Raw genomic sequence first — 18,534 nt, 5'->3', positions numbered from 1 at the left:
ACGCCGACAACATTAAACACTATAGACTCTGCAAAAAGACTAATGTTGAAAATATCCGCTTGTACCGGAAACGGGCGGCTCAGAACGAGAAAAACACAGGCCGGAGCACAATGAACGACGATAGCCAGAAAGACAAACTCAGGCAGCACTTCGCTCGCCGTGTCACCACCCAGGCGCGCGTCGTCCTGGATACATGGCAAAAGATCCACGAAGACACCGGCCAGTCTGCCGCCTTCAGGGGCGATTTTGCCAGGGCAGCCGACAAGCTGGTTCGCTACGCAAAGCGCTTCGACATGGAAAGCCATGCCGATTCCGGGCGCCAGGTTTTTGACCTGATCGGCGAGTGGCCGGAAGGCACCGCGCTTCCCGAAAGCCTGGATCGCAAGCTCCAGGACGCCATAGAGCAGCTGTCCCAATGCACGTTGAGACGGACCGACCAGGAAGCCAGCGAGGCTCCCCAACAGTATCGACGCACGCCCGTCTATATTGCTCTGGCCAGTGAAGAGATGGCCAGCCGCCTGATCCGCCAGCTTGAGTTCTTCGGCTTCCGTGCGTCAGCGTTCAACACCGCCGACAAGCTGATCGAAGCCTGCGCACTTCACAAACCCGAAACCATCCTGATGGACGTTAACTACGGCGGCGAGCCGCTGAGCGGAATTGCCACCATCGAGCGGCTTCAGGAGCGACACGACACACCCATCCCCATCATCTTCATGAGCGACGAAGATGGCACCATCCAAACCCGCCTGCGGGCGTCCCGCTGCGGTGGCGAGGAATTCTTCTACCCGGCGGTTGATCCCGGCCAGCTGATCGAGAAGATCGAGACCTACACCCACGGCAATACCGTTGAGCCCTACAAAGTGCTGGTGCTGGATGACTCCCGCGCTCAGGCCAAGTTCATGGAAACGGTTCTGAAAAAAGCGGGCATGAATGCCCACATCATCACCGATCCGATGGAAATCATTCATGCGCTGGAGTCGTTCTCGCCGGAGATCATCATTCTGGACATGTACATGCCTGGCTGCACCGGCATGGAAATCGCGCGAGTAATCCGCCAGCAGGACCGTTTTCATAGCGTGCCTATCATCTACCTATCCGCCGAAGAAGACGTTTCCAAACAGCTGCATGCCATGAGCCTGGGGGGCGATGACTTCCTGACCAAGCCGATTGACCCGAAACACCTGATCTCCACCATACACAATCGGGGCCGCCGCGCCCGGTCACTGCTGGCGCTGATGATCCGCGACAGCCTCACCGGCCTATTCAATCACACTCATACCCTGCACCTGCTCGATCAGGAGATCGTGCGGGCGCGGCAGAAAGACCAGCAACTGTGCTTTGCAATGATCGACATCGACTACTTCAAGAAGGTGAATGACACGTTTGGCCATCCCATTGGCGACCGCGTGCTGCGAAGTTTGTCCATGTTCCTGAAACAGCGCTTGCGCAAGACCGACCACATTGGCCGATACGGTGGCGAGGAATTTGCCATTATTCTGCCGGACACCCGCGAGAGCGATGCCCGCAATGTGCTGAACGAAATCCGCGAGCGTTTCTCGGAGCTGCTGCAACCGGCTGGCGACCGGGAGTTTAATGTCACCTTCAGTTGCGGCGTTGCCGCCTGGAAGGGTGATACCTCCCAGGCTCTCTGCGAACGGGCGGACAAGGCTCTTTACCGGTCCAAGGCCCAGGGCCGCAACTGCGTGACCGCCGCCGGCGACTGAGCCCAAACGCCACTGGCGGGCTCTCCCCAGCAACGGCCCCGCCCCGCTCTCGGGGCCGTTCTATGAAACCAACGTCTTATAGAACTCCTGATCCCCCTTCACGACAATGACCGTGCAAACGACAAAGATTGCTTGTGCGCGGGTAAGATTCTTTTCGACACAGAGATAAGATACTTTTCGACACACACCCGATTGTCAAAAAGTGTTGATCTGAAGACTTCAAGAACGCACCATTGTGGGAAAATGTCGCTAAATTCGGCGATCCTGTAAAAAAGTCAGCAAGGCAGACGAAATCATGTCGACCATACTCGTACTTCATGGCCCCAACCTGAACATGCTGGGAACCCGCGAGCCGGAGGTGTACGGCCACGAGTCGTTGGCGGACATTGACGACCGTTTGCACCGGAAAGCCGCCGAAGATGGCCATCACCTGCTACATTTACAGTCAAACGCGGAATATGAACTGATTGAGCGGATACATGAAGCCAGATCAGAAGGGGTTGATTTCATCATCTTCAACCCGGCGGCGTTCACCCACACCAGTGTTGCACTGCGGGACGCCATGTTGGCCTCGGGCATACCGTTTATTGAGGTCCATCTTTCCAACGTGCATGCGCGGGAAGCATTCCGTCATCACTCATACTTTTCTGATATCGCCGATGGCGTTATCTGCGGGCTGGGCAGCCTGGGGTACGACCTTGCACTCGAAGCCGCCCTGCAACGAATTCATCGATAGAACTGATTAAAACGGGATCGGACTGACTATGGACATTCGCAAGATCAAGAAACTTATCGAACTGCTGGAGGAATCCGACGTCGAGGAGCTGGAGATTCACGAGGGTGATGATTCTGTTCGCATCTCCCGGCGTCGTGAACAACTGGCTGCGCCACAGTATATGGCACAGTATCCGTCACCAGCACCCCAGCCCGCCTCACCGCAGCCGTCCGCGCCAGCCGCCGACGAGCCCGCAAAGCCGGCAGAGCCTTCCGGCCATGCGGTGAAGTCGCCAATGGTCGGCACCTTCTACCGCTCGCCCTCACCCACCGCGAAAGCGTTTGTGGAAGTCGGGCAATCAGTGAAAGCCGGCGACGTGGTGTGCATCGTCGAAGCCATGAAGATGATGAACCAGATCGAGGCAGACAAGAGCGGCACCATCGCCGAGATCCTGGTGGAGAACGGTCAGCCGGTCGAGTTCGACCAGCCGATGATCATCATTTCCTGAACCCGGTGATACTCTCATGGCTATGTTAGAAAAAGTCCTGATCGCAAATCGCGGCGAAATTGCCCTGCGTATCCTGCGCGCCTGCAAGGAGCTGGGCATTAAAACCGTGGCTGTCCACTCACAGATCGACCGCGACCTCATGCATGTTCGCCTGGCGGACGAGTCGGTCTGTATCGGCCCCAACAGTGCCGCAGACAGTTACCTGAACATCCCGACTATTATCAGTGCGGCTGAAGTGACAGATTCCGTCGGCATCCATCCCGGTTATGGCTTCCTCGCCGAAAACGCGGATTTCGCTGAACAGGTTGAAAAAAGCGGCTTTCGCTTTATCGGCCCCAGAGCCGACACCATTCGCCTGATGGGCAACAAAGTCTCCGCCATCAACTCAATGATTGCAGCGGGCGTCCCTACCGTGCCTGGCTCCGATGGCCCGTTGACGGACGACGACAACCGCACCCTGGAAGTCGCCCGTAGAATTGGCTATCCGGTCATTATCAAGGCCGCCTCTGGCGGTGGTGGCCGCGGCATGCAGGTGGTGCATTCCGAAGCGGCCCTGCTGAAGAGCGTGCAGGTCACACAGTCGGAAGCCAAGAACTCTTTCGGGGATGCTACGGTTTATCTCGAAAAATATCTGGAACGCCCCCGCCACGTCGAAGTGCAGGTACTGGCGGACACCCACGGCAACGTCATCCACCTTGGCGACCGTGACTGCTCCATGCAACGCAGGCACCAGAAAGTCATCGAAGAAGCCCCGGCGCCGAATATCGATCCGGAAGCGCGTGAGAAGACCCTGAAAGCCTGTGTCGACGCCTGCAAGGAGATTGGCTACGTGGGTGCAGGTACGTTCGAGTTCCTGTACCAGGACGGCGCCTTCTACTTTATCGAGATGAACACGCGGGTGCAGGTGGAGCATCCGGTGTCAGAGATGGTGACCGGTGTCGATATCGTTCGCGAGCAGCTGCGCATTGCCAGTGGCCTGCCCCTGCAATACACCCAGGACGAGATCAAGATTTCCGGCCACGCGCTGGAATGCCGTATCAACGCCGAAGACCCGCAAACCTTTGTACCCAGCCCGGGCAAGGTCAAGCACTTCCATGCGCCTGGCGGTAACGGTGTACGGGTAGACTCTCACCTGTACAGCGGCTACACCGTACCTCCATTCTACGACTCCATGGTCGCCAAGCTGATCACCTGGGGAGACGATCGGGAAATTGCCCGCCGCCGCATGAAGAATGCGCTGGATGAACTGGTGGTCGAGGGCATCAAGACGAACCAGGCGCTGCACAGAAAACTGGTACGCGATGGCGGCTTTAAACAGGTAGACTTCACCATCCATTATCTGGAAAAACTGATTCGGGACTGACCCGATCAGTCGATTCGTCTACCAAACAGGACACCCACATGCCCTGGATACAACTACAGATCCCAGCTGATCCGGATAACGCGGACCAGCTTGAGGATCTGCTCATGGAGATGGGCGCAGAAGCCGTCTCCATGGAAGATGCCGCAGACCAGCCCCTGTACGAGCCCGACCCGGGTACAACGCCGCTCTGGCACCAGACCAGTGTCACCGGCCTGTTCGGGTCCGATCGCGATATTGAAGAGCTCTGCGCCGCCGTTAAGGATGCCTGGCACCAGCAGACACAACAATCATTACCCGACATCGACGTTACCCTGGTGGAAGACAAGGACTGGGAACGCGAATGGATGGATGACTTCAAGCCACTGCGCTTCGGTGACCGGCTATGGATCGTGCCCAGCTGGCACGACGCTCCAGATCCCCACGCCGCCAACCTGCTGCTGGATCCCGGCCTGGCCTTTGGCACTGGAACCCACCCCACCACGGCTCTATGCCTGGAATGGCTTGATGGTCAGGACGTGACCTCACGGCAAGTGATCGACTATGGTTGCGGCTCCGGCATACTGGGTCTTGCAGCCCTATTACTGGGCGCTGACCACGTTATCGGAGTCGACACAGACCCCCAGGCACTGGAAGCCAGCCGGGAAAATGCTCGCCGCAACAAGGTCGAAGAAGAACGGCTGGACCTGTTCCTGCCCGGGGATGAACCCGATACCATGGCGGACATCATGCTGGCCAACATACTGGCCCAGCCACTGATTGGCCTGGCACCCAGGTTGGCAGCAAAGGTAAAACCGGGCGGTGATATTGTGTTGTCCGGCATACTGTCCAACCAGGCCCGGGAGGTCATGGAGGCCTACGAGCCCTGGTTCATCATGGACGAGCCGGAACAACGCGAGGAGTGGATACGGCTCACAGGACGGCGCAACGACAGGTGACGAATTCTGCCGAACCAACTAAACTCCGTGACTCGTAGCGATGCCGCCTACAGGAAAGAAGCATGACCCAGAGCAGCCTGCAGACACGATGCCCAAAATGTGAAACCCGGTTCCGGGTCACCGACGCACAGCTGAGCGTAGCCAGCGGAAAAGTGCGTTGCGGCAACTGCATGGCGGTGTTCAATGCCGTCGAACACCGGATAAACGAGGGAGCTTCAGGCATATCCAGCCCAAAGAGCGGCCCGCCCGCACCGGAACAGCAGGATGCTCCGGCAGATCCAGGGTTCACCTCGGATGATGACCTGATTTTTGCGGACAACCCTGAGGAAGATGCTGCCGAGGGCCCATACGCTGGTACCCGGCTGACCTTCTCCGACGACGAGTTGAGCGACAGCTTTCGCACTGTCGACGAGCGCAGCGGTGGCACGTTCGAGACCGACAGCGACGACGTAACCCACGAAAAAATCGATGAAAGCTGGGCCGAGGCGATGTTGTCCGAAGAAGACGACACCAGGCGCAAGACCAAGCCTGCCCCTGTTGAACCCGAGCCGCCAGAAGAAGAACCTGCGAAATTCGAGCAACCGGAATCAGAACCACTCGAGAACGAGCCATTTGATGAACAGGTCTGGGGTGAGCCCGAAGCAACACCACGGGAACCCGAAGACCTGAGCCTGGAACCGGTGGACAACGCCGATGGCTTCTACGTCGATGAACCCCAATCGTCGTCCTTCGACTATGATGCCGGGCCGGTAACCGACAACGAACCTCTTATCGCCGGCTCCCCCTACAGCAACCTGCGCAGGGAGCCGGTCTCTGTGGCAGGCAATGGCAGGGGCCGCGTGAGAACGGTCCTATGGACCCTGATTATCCTGGCACTGATCGGCGTCCTGGTGGCGCAAGTCACCTGGTTCCAGTTCGACCGCCTGTCTTCCATACCGGAACTGCGCCCGTTCTATGAACAGGGCTGCGAAATTGCCGGGTGCGAACTGAAACCGCTGATCAATGTGGATGCCATCCAGAGCCGCAAACTGGTGGTCCGAACCAATCCGGAAAACCGCAGCCAACTGGTGGTTGATGCCGTCATCATCAACCGGGCCGCTTTTGAACAGCCATTCCCCGCCATCGCCCTGACGTTCTCCAACCTGAATGGTGATGTGGTCGCCCAGAGTGTGTTCACACCGGACGAGTACCTGGCGGGAGACGGCCGTGATCTTGAGGCGATGCCGACCGATACCCCGGTCAGGATCGTCATCAACATCCGCGACCCTGGAAAGGACGCCGTGAACTACAATATCGCCTTCCGCGCCTATCAGGAGTAAGCAAGTCCTCACTCGACAGAAAGCGGGGGCGGCCACCGAATAGACTGAAAGTCAACCAGAAAGGACGAAAAATAATCAATTTTTTCATGGCTTCGCCCCTTCAATAGGATCTCTGCCAGCGGTATCATTACCGCCCTTCGGATCAGGATCGGTTACTTATTGAGCAGCCGATCACATCCGACGTTCGCTTAACCCGCTGTTACACGGATTCAGATCATGCTGCCAACGGCAAAAATCGGGCCGTACACCCTGCCCAATCCGTTGATTGTTGCACCTATGGCCGGTGTAACAGACCGGCCTTTTCGCCTGCTCTGCCGGCGAATGGGCGCTGGGCTGGCTGTATCCGAGATGGTCATTGCGGACAGCAAACTGTGGCATACGCGCAAGTCACAAACGCGCATGAACCATGAAGGTGAACCCGAGCCCCGCTCTGTGCAGATCGCCGGCGGCGACCCTGAAATGCTGGCCAACGCCGCCAGGCTGAATGCCGAGTTCGGTGCCCAGATCATCGACATCAACATGGGATGCCCGGCCAAGAAGGTGTGTAACAAGGCCGCCGGCTCAGCACTGATGAAAGATGAGGCGCTGGTGCGGGATATCCTGGAAGCGGTCGTGGCTGCCGTGGACATCCCGGTGACACTGAAGATGCGCACAGGCTGGGACAGGGAACATCGGAATGCGCCACTGATCGCCCGCATGGCAGAAGACGCTGGCATCCAGGCCCTGGCCATTCATGGTCGTACCCGCGCCGATGCCTATAAAGGCGAGGCCGAGTACGACACGATCGCCGACGTAAAGTCCCGGGTGAGCATTCCAGTATTTGCCAACGGCGACATAAACTCGCCGGAACAGGCACAGCATGTACTGAAGTTCACCGGTGCTGACGGGCTGCTTATTGGCCGTGGAGCACAGGGACGACCCTGGATTTTCCGGGAAATCCTGCATTTCCTGGAAACCGGAAAACACCTTGCGGAGCCGCCTGTGGATGAGGTGGAACAGGTATTAAGCGAACACCTGGACGCCCTGCACCGCTTTTACGGCGAGACCATGGGCGTACGAATTGCCAGGAAACACGTGGGCTGGTACCTCCAGTCCCACGACGAAGACAAACAGTTCAGAAAACGCTTCAACGCCATTGACGACGCGATGGCGCAGAAAGACAGTATTCAACAGTACTTTGCAGGCTTACGAAATGGAGAGGTATTCGCAGCATGACCGCTGAGACTTTGGCTAAAGACAACCTGACCCCACCTGCCAACGATGATATTCATCAGTTGCAAACGGTGAACAGCAGCGGCAACACGGTTACCCTGCGCGACAGCGTGGAAGTTGCCCTTAAAAACTATTTTGCCCAACTCGATGGCGCCCCGGTGACCGAGGTCTACCAACTGGTGTTATCGGAAGTAGAGGCCCCGCTGCTCGAGCAGGTGATGAAGTACACCCGCAATAACCAGACCAAGGCATCGACCATGCTTGGCCTGAACCGCGGCACCCTGCGCAAGAAGCTCAAACAGTACGGTCTGCTATAATCCAGCTACCCGATTGAAACGAGGGCCTCCCGGACACCATTCGCGAGGCCTTCATTCGTTCATACCCAGCAGAAATAAGTGACTCATGGCAAATCAGGCTAATACCCCCGTCCGTCGTGCGCTGATCAGCGTGTCCGATAAAACCGGTATCGTTGAATTCGGCCGTGCACTGACCGATCGCGGCATCGAACTGCTTTCTACCGGTGGCACCTTTCGCCTCCTGCAGGAAAACCAGGTACCCGTCACCGAAGTCAGTGACTACACCGGCTTTCCGGAAATGATGGATGGCCGGGTCAAAACCCTGCACCCGAAAATCCACGGCGGTATCCTTGGTCGTCGCAGCGTCGACGACGCGGTGATGGCAGAGCACAGCATCAACCCCATCGACATGGTGATTGTAAACCTCTACCCATTTGAGAATGCCATCGCCAAACCGGACTGCGACCTTGCCACCGCCATTGAGAACATCGACATTGGCGGCCCTACCATGGTTCGCGCGGCTGCCAAGAACCACAACGACGTGGCCATTGTGGTGAACGCCTCTGATTACAGCCGTGTTCTGAAAGAGCTGGAAGCCAACGACGGCGAGCTGAGCTACACCACGCGCTTTGACCTGGCCGTGAAGGCCTTCGAGCACACCGCCGGCTATGACGGTGCTATCGCCAACTATCTCGGCGGCCGCACCTCCGACAACGACAACGCCGATTTCCCTCGCACCTTCAACACTCAGTTCCTGAAGGTTCAGGACATGCGCTACGGAGAAAATCCCCACCAGCGGGCTGCCTTCTACACCGAGCGCAACCCCAGGGAAGCCTGCATTGCCACCGCCAAACAGCTTCAGGGTAAGGAACTGTCCTACAACAATGTCGCCGACACCGATGCCGCGCTGGAATGCGTCAAGCCCTTTGCCGATCCCGCCTGCGTGATCGTCAAGCACGCCAATCCCTGTGGTGTGGCCATCGGCGCCGACATCCTCCAGGCCTATGACCTGGCCTTCGCCACCGACCCCACCTCTGCGTTTGGCGGCATCATTGCCTTTAACCGCGAACTGGACGCGGAAACTGCCAAGGCCATCATCGACCGTCAGTTCGTGGAAGTGATCATTGCCCCGACCATCGCACGAGAAGCAGTGGAGCTGGTCGCCGCCAAGAAGAACGTACGCCTGCTTGCCTGTGGCGAGTTCGATGGCGAACGCGCCAAATCCATGGACTACAAACGCGTCACCGGTGGCCTGCTGGTTCAGGATCGTGACCTGGGCATGGTAGCGATGGAAGACGTCAAGGTGGTCAGCGAGCGTGAACCATCCGAACAGGAGCTGAACGACCTGCTTTTCGCCTGGGAAGTGGCCAAGTACGTCAAGTCCAACGCCATTGTCTACGCCAAGGCGGGCCGCACCATCGGCGTGGGAGCCGGCCAGATGAGCCGCGTCTACAGCGCCAGGATTGCCGGCATCAAAGCCGCCGATGAAGGCCTTGAGGTAAAAGGCTCGGTGATGGCGTCCGATGCGTTCTTCCCCTTCCGGGATGGTATCGACGCCGCCGCAGAAGCCGGCATTACCGCCGTGATCCAGCCCGGCGGCTCCATGCGTGACCAGGAAGTGATCGACGCAGCCAACCAGCACGGCATTGCCATGGTGTTTACCGGCATGCGCCACTTCCGGCACTAATCCGACACACAGGAACCGATCATGAATATTCTTGTTATAGGCTCCGGCGGACGCGAACACGCACTGGCCTGGAAAGCCGCTCAATCACCGGACGCTGACCGGGTGTTTGTTGCCCCCGGCAACGCCGGCACCGCCCGCGAGCCAGGCCTGGAAAACATCAACATTGACGTGATGGATCTCAACGGCCTGGCGGACTTTGCCGCGGCCAATAACGTGGGACTGACCATTGTCGGCCCCGAGGCGCCGCTGGTTGATGGCATTGTAGACCTGTTCGAAGAGCGTGGTTTGCGGGTGTTCGGCCCCAGTGCCGGTGCCGCACAGCTGGAAGGCTCCAAGGCCTTCACCAAGGACTTTCTGGATCGCCAGAACATTCCCACCGCCGCCTACGCCAATTTCACCGACGTGGACCAGGCACTGGATTATGTACGCAAGCAGGGCGCACCCATCGTGGTGAAAGCCGATGGCCTGGCTGCGGGCAAAGGCGTGATTGTTGCCATGACGCTGAAGGAGGCGGAAGACGCCATCCGCGACATGCTGGCCGGTAACGCCTTTGGTGATGCAGGCAACCGCGTCGTGGTTGAGGAATTCCTGGATGGCGAAGAAGCCAGCTTTATCGTCATGGTAGATGGCGAGCACGTATTACCCATGGCGACCTCCCAGGACCATAAGCGTGTGGGCGACGGTGACACTGGTCCGAATACCGGTGGCATGGGGGCCTACTCCCCGGCTCCTGTGGTCACTCAGGATGTCCATAAGCGAATCATGGACGAAGTAATCTATCCCACCGTGCGCGGCATGGCCGCGGAAGGCCACCCCTACAAAGGTTTCCTGTACGCCGGCCTGATGATCGATGGCGAAGGTACCCCCAAGGTCATTGAATTCAACTGCCGCTTTGGCGATCCGGAAACCCAGCCCATCATGCTGCGGATGAAATCGGATCTGGTGGAACTCTGCGGGGCTGCCATTGACGGCAAGCTTGACCAGTGCCGTTCAGACTGGGACGAGCGCGCTTCCGTGGGCATCGTGCTGGCTGCGGGCGGCTATCCTGGCAGCTACAACAAGGGCGACGTCATATCCGGGCTGCCAGAATCGGAAACCGAGGGCGAGAAGGTCTTCCACGCCGGTACCCGTTTGAACGGGGAACAGGTGGCTACCAACGGTGGACGAGTGCTGTGCGCCACGGCCCTGGGCAATACCGTCACGGAGGCACAGAAGCGCGCCTACGAGGTAGCTGCGCGCATTTCATGGGACGGTGCCTTCTATCGCAAGGACATTGCCTATCGCGCGATTGCCAGGGAAAACACCTGATAGCGCAGGCCCGAATCTGCCCACTCTTCGCAAGGAACGCTCTGATGGCTCAACGATCTGTCCTGTCGACCCTCTCAATACTGATCATCACCTTGATGATCAGTGCCTGTTCCCGCCAGGCTCTGTATGACAACGCCATTGGCTGGGAACGCTCCAGTGCCGGGCTGGAGGAATCCAGTATCACCGTTGGTGAGATGACCATTGCCTACCTGAGCAATGCAGAGCCGGTGGACGGCGACACCATCGTGCTCGTCCATGGCTTTGGCGCCAACAAGGACAACTGGACCCGACTGGCGCGGCAGTTGACGGATGAGTTCAACGTTTACGCCATCGACCTGCCCGGCCATGGTGACAGCAGCAAGGAGCTGGACCTGGGATATCGATTCGAGGATCAGGTCAGGCACCTGTCGAGGATTCTCGATGCTCTGGGCGTCCAGAGAGCGCACATGATGGGCAACTCCATGGGCGGCGCCATCACCGCTCTCTATGCAGCGACCTACCCGGACCAGATCCTCACCGCCACCCTCTTTGATCCGGCGGGAATTTTTGAGTACGACAGCGAGTTGGTCAGCCTGGTCATGGGCGGTGACAATCCGCTGATCCCCTCCCAGGAGGGCGACTTTGAACGCCTGGTTGATTTTGCGCTGGAGAAGAAACCCTTCGTGCCCTGGCCCATTTACGACGTCATGGAAGAGAAGGCCATTGCCAACCGCGACGTCAACGAAGTGATTTTCGATGCCATCCGGGATACCGGTTACGAGGATGACTTCCGCAATGCCATCACCCGCATCCAGGCACCGGTTCTGGTGGTCTGGGGTATGGAAGACCGGGTGATCAATTATCGCAACGCTGATGTGTTCGTCGAGCGAATCCCAGATGCCCGTAAAGTGCTTCTGGAAGGCGTCGGCCACGCCCCCATGGTCGAGGTGCCAGAAGAATCCGCACGCTTGTTCCGCGAGTTCGTCGCAACCGCCACCGGCCAGGGAAAGTGATCGCCAACGCGTGATAACTGGCACGACAAGTCAGTTTTGACTACACGGCCCGACGGAAACACGGTAGCCTTGCCAGAGCCTTGTTTCTAAACCGTGAAGTGACCCATGCCCGAAGCACTATGGATATCCTTTGCCTTTGTCCTCGGCCTGACGGTCAAAGCCATTGGCCTGCCGCCCCTGGTGGGATACCTGGCAGCAGGGTTTGTGCTGAGCGGTCTCTCCGCCGCCACTGACCTGGCCATTGAAGCTACCGATGTTCTTGAACACATCGCCCACCTGGGCGTCCTGTTGCTGCTGTTTACCGTTGGCCTGAAGCTGAAGCTACGTTCCATCATCAGCCCTGAAGTCATCGGCGGCAGCCTGCTTCACTTTGGCATCACCTGTGCGGTGTTTACCCCCGGCCTCTACCTGCTGATGGAACTCACGTGGCAGACTGCATTTCTGCTCGCCATCGCACTCTCCTTTTCCAGTACCGTGCTGGCCGCCAAGGTGCTGGAAACAAAGCGTGAACTGAGAGCCTTCCATGGGCGTGTCGCCATCGGAATCCTGATCATGCAGGATCTGATTGCCCTCGTGGTGATGAGTCTGGCCGCCGGCCAGACGCCCTCCCAGTGGGCGCTGATCATCTTTGGCCTGCCCCTGCTCAGACCGCTGCTGTTCAAACTGCTGGATGCCAGTGGTCACGATGAGTTGCTGGTTCTGCTCGGGCTCCTGCTGGCTCTGGTTCTTGGCGGGCTCGGTTTTGAAGCAGTGGGGCTGAGCTCGGAGCTTGGCGCCCTGGTGCTTGGCGCCATGCTGGCCAACCACCCACGTGCCCAGGAACTGGCCAAGTCGCTATGGAGCGTAAAGGAAATGTTCCTGGTGGGCTTTTTCCTGCAGATTGGCATCGGCGGCCTGCCGGATGGTGAGGCATTGCTGTTTGCAGCCGTAGCGCTGCTGGTAGTACCCCTGAAAGGGGTGCTGTTTTTCTTCCTGTTGCTGGCCTTCCGCCTGCGCTCTCGCAGCAGTTTCCTGAGCGCCCTGTCACTGACCAACTATAGTGAATTTGGCCTTATCGTGGCCAGTGTCGCCCTGCCGGAGTGGCTGGTCCCCCTGGCCATCACCGTGGCACTGTCCTTCGTGGTGTCTGCCCCCGTGAACCGGCTTTCCCACACGGTCTATGAGCGCTTCAGTGCCCGTCTGGCTCCCTTTGAGAGCCAGCGGCGCCACCCCGACGAACAACCGATCTCCCTGGGCAACACCAGATTACTGGTGATGGGTATGGGCCGTACCGGCTCAGCCGCCTATGACCAGCTTGCTCGTGAGGAGCCACTGATCAAGGCGCTTGACTCCGACCCGGCAAAGGTGGAAAAACACCAGAAGGAAGGACGCAACGTGGTCTTTGGTGACGCGGAGGACATCTCTTTCTGGCAGGGGCTGCACATGCCCGCGGTTGAAGCCGTCATCCTTGCCATGGGTGACATCGAAGGCAAACTGATCGCCGCCAGAAACCTTCGGAAAAAGGGCTTCACCGGCTATATTGTGGCGCATACCCTGTACGCCGACGAAGCAGAGCGAATTCGCGAAGCGGGTGCGGACGAGGCTTACCTGACCATGAGTGAAACCGGCGTCGCCCTGGCAAGCCAGGTGTTGCATCGCGACGGCCAGGCACCATCACCAACGGAGAACGCAAAAGCCTGATGCACGAACTCAAGGCTCCGGATAACAGCATGATGACCCAGATGACCTCCCTCCACGAGGAGCGTCTGGATTTCGTATTGCGTACCCTGAAGTCGACCGGGGCAAGGCGTGTACTCGACCTGGGTTGCGGTTCCGGCTCCCTGCTCTACCGCATGCTTGCCGACCCACAGTTCGAGAGCATAACCGGCCTTGAGGATTCCGGCGTGTCTCTTCAGCAGGCCCGCGCCGTGCTCGCTGAATACCTGTGCGAAGAAACTCCGAGGATCCGGCTGGTCCGCGGTTCCTACGCCGAGAGCAATCCTACCCTGACCGGCTACGATGCGGCCGCCATGGTGGAAACCATTGAACATGTCCGGCCAGAGCAGCTGTCGAGGGTGGAACGCGCGGTGTTCGGGGAATACCGGCCAGGGTATCTGTTCATGACCACGCCAAATCGGGAGTACAACCCCCTGTTCGACCTGGCGCCGGGTGAATTCCGCGAGGAAGACCACAAATTCGAATGGGACAGGCCCAAGTTCCAGCGCTGGGCCCGTGGTGTGGCCGAGCGCAACGGCTATGACGTGCGATTTGGAGGCATTGGAGACTACGTACCCGACGTTGGGCACCCTACCCAGACAGCATTTTTTACCCGCCGGGACTGATCACCGGGTTCGACGCCAGGCACTGAGCTCCGCAATGGTGTGCTGAAACTTACGGCGGGTTTCCCGGATGACAAACGGCACATCCCTGGGCGGCTGTATCTCTTCAAAATGGTGCGAGAGTATCTCTTTCATACCCTGATAGACCGTATAGGGTTGGCCATTGCGTTCGTATCCGCCAATCCAGTTGGCAATCGGGGTGAATTCATCCATCAAGGTATAGGGCGAGCTGATCACCAGGGTGCCGCCCAGAGCCAGGCGTCTATGGATGCTTTCCAGGAAGGCGCCCGGATCCTGAAGACGGTCAATCAGGTTGCCCGCGAAGACCAGGTCATAATCCACATGTTCCGGCCCCAGGTTGCTGGCGTCGCCGGTGGCAAACGATACTTTTTCAGTCGCCCGGTCGAGCCCCAGGGCATTCAGGCTCACCGTTACGCGTTCGCCAAGTTCCCCTTCGTCGCGGCGGAAGTAATCGATCTCTCCGGTCTTCTGCAGGGTAGTCGCCGCATCGATAAACCGGCGGGAAAGGTCCACTCCCACCACATGGTCAAAGACCCGGCCAAGCTCAAAGGCGGTTCGGCCCACCGCGCACCCAAGATCAAGCGCTCGTCGTTTATCCCGGCCTGCCATCAACTCCTGGCAGATACCGGCGCAGCGGGCGGGATAATTCCCCACTCCGAAATGGCTTTCACCAAAATGGAACCCCAGGTACTGCCCGAGTAGTTCGTCGGTTTCATAGACATTCATATCAAGATCCTCAGCGTGTACCAGAAGCCGAATCCGACAGCGCACAGGTGCGAAACCCGGTGTACACGTCGTTGCGAAGGGGCAGATAGGCTTGCCTGTAAGTGCCCCGGATCAGGCATGAAGATGTCGCACACCCACCACCCCGGGTCACCTTGTGATCACCGAACTGCAAGGTAGACATAAAGGGGTACATATCGACCCTGAATCCGTCATAGGGAAGAAACTGACTGCTGGTCCATTCCCAGACACTGCCGATCATCTGGCGACAGCCGGAGCGGCTATCACCCGCCGGATAATCCCACACCGGCTGCTGCGCCATGTGGGTGGCGTCGAGATCCGCATGGTCGGGTGTTGGGCGTTCATTCCCCCAGGGAAAACGACGAAAATCCTCGCCAATCCGGTTACCCAGTGCCGCAGCCTCCCACTCCACTTCTGTTGGCAAGCGGCGGCAGGCCCACTGGCAATAGGCCTCGGCCTCCCAATAGCTGACGTGGACGACAGGCGCATCCAGATTCAGGGCCTGCCAGCGGTCAAACACTCGCTCCTGCCATTCGCCCTCGTGCCAGCGCCAGTAAAGTGGATGCCTGGGCTCCCGCAACATTGGCTGGGAGCTGCCATGCACCAGGGCAGTATCGGTCTCGGTACTCAACCACTTGCGTCCTCCGAAAGACCAGAGTTCAGGTCGCCGGTAGCCATCATCCTCAACGAACGCCAGGAAATCGCGGTTGGAAACAAGGGTGCGGGAAATTGCAAACGGCTCCACCGTGGTTTCGAAACGCGGCTTTTCCCCATCAAAGGCAAAGTCGGTGGTGGCGTAGCAGTCAGACTCGCCCGGCATTCCAATCTGGTAGCGACCGCCGGGGATGAGTGCATCGCCGGGCAGAGGCTCCACACGTTCTGGCAAGGCGCCAACAATGCCGGGGGGAGCAGGCAGGGCAACCGTCTGCCGACACCACGTCATCGACTCAATGTGCATGTGCTGGTGATAAATGGCGTAGCGATAGAGGTACAGGGCCTCGTCGGTCAGTGGTTGCTGTGCGATGCGCGACGCAACACGATCGTAGATGGTGTTGAAATACTGAAGGGTTTGCTCACGGCCGGGGAAGAGTTTGCGACTCCAACGGTCTCCATGATCAATGTGAAACGAATCCCAGAGGTCATCCATGGACGGATCGTAGCTCGGGGTTCCATCCAGAAGGTTAAAAACGAACACTTCGTAGAAAAAGCTCGCGTGCCCCATTTCCCAAAGTGGCGGGTTCACGCCCGGGTGGTAGGGCACCTCAAGCTGCTCATCACTGAGGGAGTCCACCAGTTCAAAGGTCCGTTGGCGGGTCGCCTCCAACTCGGCCAGCAGTTCTGTTTTCTGCGCCTGTTCGCTCTGCGTCATGTCGGCTCCGTCGATTACCCGTTTCTCGCCTTCAGCATAACAGAGAGCCTGGTACAGGGAACGCTCTCGATGCTCGCGCTCATCACCCTTCATCACTCTTCGTCACCCCCAAACCAGCAGGATCATCGGTACGGCAACAGCGGTGACCAGGATCGACAGCGGCAAGCCCAAACGCCAGTAGTCGCCAAACTGATAGCCTCCGGGCTCCATCACCAGCGCATTCGACTGGTGACCGATGGGCGTCAGGAAGGCGCAGGACGCGCCGACCGCAACCGCCATCAGCACCGCATCGGAGGCCATGCCAAGTTCAGCGGACAGGCTCAGTGCAATAGGCGCCACCAGAATGGCCGCCGCCGCGTTATTGACCACGTTCGATAACAGCATGGTTCCCACCAGAACCATGACCAGCACGGCCGACGGGGCCAGTCCGTCACCAATTGCCAGCATCTGGCCGGCGATCAACTCTGCGCCACCCGTGGTTTCCAGCGCCTGTCCCACCGGGATCATCGCCGCCAGCAGCACAATCACAGACCAGTCGATGGCCCGGTAGGCACCGGGGGCGTCAATCAGCTTGGTCAAAACCATGGCCACAGCGCCGGACACCAACGCCACCGGGGCTGACAGCCAACCGCTGACAATGGCAACGATACTGATGATAAAGATGCCGGATGCCAGCAGGGTCTTGCGGGAAGAGCCCAGGCGCAACCCGCGTTCGGCCAGCGGCAGACAACCGAGGTTGGACAGCGTACCGGTCAGGGTGTCTTCGAAGCCCTGCACCAGCAGAATATCACCGGCATTGAAGCGAATATCCCCCAGCCGGCGCTTCAGCCGATGCCCCTGCCGGGCAACGGCAACAATATTGAGGCCGTTGCGCTCGCGCAAATTGAGGCGATTGGCCGTCTGCCCCACCAGGGAAGATTCAGGGGTGATCACCGCTTCGGTCAGCTGCACCTCACCTTCATTCAGTTCCTTTTTACGGCTTTTCCGTGCCGTTTTGTCCTCTTCGGATTCGGAGTCATCCTGGCTACCGAGTTCCAGGCCGGTGTTGTCAAGGAACGCCTGTAGGCTCTCGGTGTCCGATTCCACCAGAAGCAGGTCGTTCTCTTGCAGTACCTTGTAGGTTGATGGCGCAAGCTGGCGTTTGTCGTCGCGAATCAGCGCCAGCACCACCACGTCCCGGTCTTCCCCGCTTTCCGCCAGCAGGTTGTGGAGTGTCGCGCCGGCATGGGGAGAACCTTCGGGGATCTTCAGTTCGGTCAGGTAGTCGCCAACGCTGAAAAGCTTGTCGTCATCCCCACTTTCGTCGCCCCTTCTGGGCGTCAATCGCCACCCCACCAGGGCGATGAAAGCGACACCGGCAAAGGTGATCGCAGCGCCCACCGGCGCAAAATCGAACAGACCGAACGCTTCGCTGCCTTCCCGATAGCTGGCAATGATAATATTCGGAGGCGTCCCGATCAGGGTCATGGTGCCTCCAAGCAGCGAACCAAACGCCAGTGGCATCAGCAGCAATGAGGGCGAGCGCCCTGCCTCCCTGGACATCCACACCGCTACCGGCATCAACAGCGCCAACGCACCCACGTTGTTGATAAAACCGGAACAGAGCGCAACGACCGCCGTCAGGGTAAGCACCTGTATGGTGGGTCGGTGCCCTACCTTCCCCAGGAACCGGGCTATGTTATCCACCACACCGCCATTCACCAGGCCCTGACTGATCACCAGAACCGCCGCAACGGTCACCACGGCAGGGTGACCAAAGCCGGCAAACAGTTCGTCAGTGGGCACCAGCCCGGCAATGGCAATCGCCAACAACGCCAGCATCGCCACCACATCGAACCGCAGCCGGTTCCAGATGAACAGAGCCAGCGTGGCCCCCAACACTGCGAAGACAATTCCCTGCTCTGTGGTCACGCCTACCCCTTAATTTTACATCCGACGGTTTATCGTCGGTTTAACATGGATTATTTGTGCCTGATATCGCGCATGCCGCATGAATTTCTGGTAACTTTCTTCCCGTAGCGGT

The 18,534-nt window shown here is 58.8% G+C and carries 16 protein-coding genes; 13 read left to right on the top strand and 3 right to left on the bottom strand.

The features are described 5' to 3' along the window. Nucleotides 1-110 precede the first annotated feature (110 nt). The 13 genes from SIC19_RS12935 to SIC19_RS12875 all read left to right on the top strand — a co-directional run bounded on the left by SIC19_RS12935 (nt 111) and on the right by SIC19_RS12875 (nt 14,380). Nucleotides 111-1,724: a diguanylate cyclase gene (locus tag SIC19_RS12935; protein ID WP_036210539.1), complete on the top strand. Its 1,614-nt coding sequence runs from the start codon at nt 111-113 to the stop codon at nt 1,722-1,724. A gap of 295 nt (nt 1,725-2,019) precedes the next feature. After that, a complete protein-coding gene (aroQ, locus tag SIC19_RS12930; protein ID WP_036210542.1) occupies nt 2,020-2,460 on the top strand; it encodes a type II 3-dehydroquinate dehydratase in 441 nt (146 codons plus the stop codon). Between the two features lie 28 nt (nt 2,461-2,488). After that, a complete protein-coding gene (gene accB, locus SIC19_RS12925) occupies nt 2,489-2,947 on the top strand; it encodes an acetyl-CoA carboxylase biotin carboxyl carrier protein (protein WP_007154161.1) in 459 nt (152 codons plus the stop codon). A gap of 16 nt (nt 2,948-2,963) precedes the next feature. After that, complete coding sequence (accC, locus tag SIC19_RS12920) at nt 2,964-4,310, top strand: acetyl-CoA carboxylase biotin carboxylase subunit (RefSeq protein ID WP_036210545.1); 1,347 nt, start codon at nt 2,964-2,966, stop codon at nt 4,308-4,310. A 38-nt stretch (nt 4,311-4,348) separates the two neighbouring features. Continuing rightward, on the top strand, nt 4,349-5,245 hold the full coding sequence (prmA, locus tag SIC19_RS12915) for a 50S ribosomal protein L11 methyltransferase (protein WP_075194259.1): 897 nt from the start codon (nt 4,349-4,351) through the stop codon (nt 5,243-5,245). Nucleotides 5,246-5,307: 62 nt separating this feature from the next. Next, on the top strand, nt 5,308-6,564 hold the full coding sequence (locus SIC19_RS12910; protein WP_075194258.1) for a DUF3426 domain-containing protein: 1,257 nt from the start codon (nt 5,308-5,310) through the stop codon (nt 6,562-6,564). A gap of 219 nt (nt 6,565-6,783) precedes the next feature. Next, a complete protein-coding gene (gene dusB, locus SIC19_RS12905) occupies nt 6,784-7,779 on the top strand; it encodes a tRNA dihydrouridine synthase DusB (RefSeq protein WP_174447645.1) in 996 nt (331 codons plus the stop codon). Continuing rightward, nucleotides 7,776-8,093 carry a DNA-binding transcriptional regulator Fis gene (fis, locus tag SIC19_RS12900; protein ID WP_007154166.1) on the top strand — a complete coding sequence of 106 codons (318 nt, stop codon included), beginning with the start codon at nt 7,776-7,778 and terminating at the stop codon, nt 8,091-8,093. Before dusB ends, fis begins: the two co-directional genes overlap by 4 nt. An 85-nt stretch (nt 8,094-8,178) precedes the next feature. After that, nucleotides 8,179-9,759, top strand: a complete 1,581-nt coding sequence (gene purH / locus SIC19_RS12895) for a bifunctional phosphoribosylaminoimidazolecarboxamide formyltransferase/IMP cyclohydrolase (protein ID WP_041332548.1) — start codon at nt 8,179-8,181, stop codon at nt 9,757-9,759. A gap of 21 nt (nt 9,760-9,780) precedes the next feature. After that, nucleotides 9,781-11,067: a phosphoribosylamine--glycine ligase gene (gene purD, locus SIC19_RS12890; protein WP_075194257.1), complete on the top strand. Its 1,287-nt coding sequence runs from the start codon at nt 9,781-9,783 to the stop codon at nt 11,065-11,067. 44 nt (nt 11,068-11,111) lie between these two features. Then, nucleotides 11,112-12,059, top strand: coding sequence for an alpha/beta fold hydrolase (locus SIC19_RS12885; protein WP_127401889.1), 948 nt, complete (start codon nt 11,112-11,114; stop codon nt 12,057-12,059). 105 nt (nt 12,060-12,164) lie between these two features. After that, nucleotides 12,165-13,739, top strand: coding sequence for a cation:proton antiporter family protein (locus SIC19_RS12880; protein ID WP_036210567.1), 1,575 nt, complete (start codon nt 12,165-12,167; stop codon nt 13,737-13,739). Further along, complete coding sequence (locus tag SIC19_RS12875) at nt 13,739-14,380, top strand: methyltransferase domain-containing protein (RefSeq protein WP_075194255.1); 642 nt, start codon at nt 13,739-13,741, stop codon at nt 14,378-14,380. The genes SIC19_RS12880 and SIC19_RS12875 overlap by 1 nt, the downstream gene beginning before the upstream one ends. On the opposite strand, the gene SIC19_RS12870 is transcribed toward SIC19_RS12875, so the two are convergent. Genes SIC19_RS12870 through SIC19_RS12860 form a run of 3 tightly spaced genes read right to left on the bottom strand, consistent with a single transcriptional unit; the run spans nt 14,381 to nt 18,422 of the window. Further along, nucleotides 14,381-15,124, bottom strand: a complete 744-nt coding sequence (locus SIC19_RS12870; protein WP_041332547.1) for a putative 4-mercaptohistidine N1-methyltransferase — start codon at nt 15,122-15,124, stop codon at nt 14,381-14,383. A gap of 10 nt (nt 15,125-15,134) precedes the next feature. Then, nucleotides 15,135-16,604, bottom strand: coding sequence for a selenoneine synthase SenA (senA, locus tag SIC19_RS12865; RefSeq protein WP_226910029.1), 1,470 nt, complete (start codon nt 16,602-16,604; stop codon nt 15,135-15,137). A gap of 9 nt (nt 16,605-16,613) precedes the next feature. Further along, nucleotides 16,614-18,422, bottom strand: coding sequence for an SLC13 family permease (locus SIC19_RS12860; protein ID WP_036210577.1), 1,809 nt, complete (start codon nt 18,420-18,422; stop codon nt 16,614-16,616). Nucleotides 18,423-18,534 lie beyond the last annotated feature (112 nt).

Source organism: Marinobacter sp. MIT930201 (assembly GCF_047122665.1).
GTDB lineage: Bacteria > Pseudomonadota > Gammaproteobacteria > Pseudomonadales > Oleiphilaceae > Marinobacter > Marinobacter salarius.
This window is presented reverse-complemented; position numbering and strand designations above follow the sequence as displayed.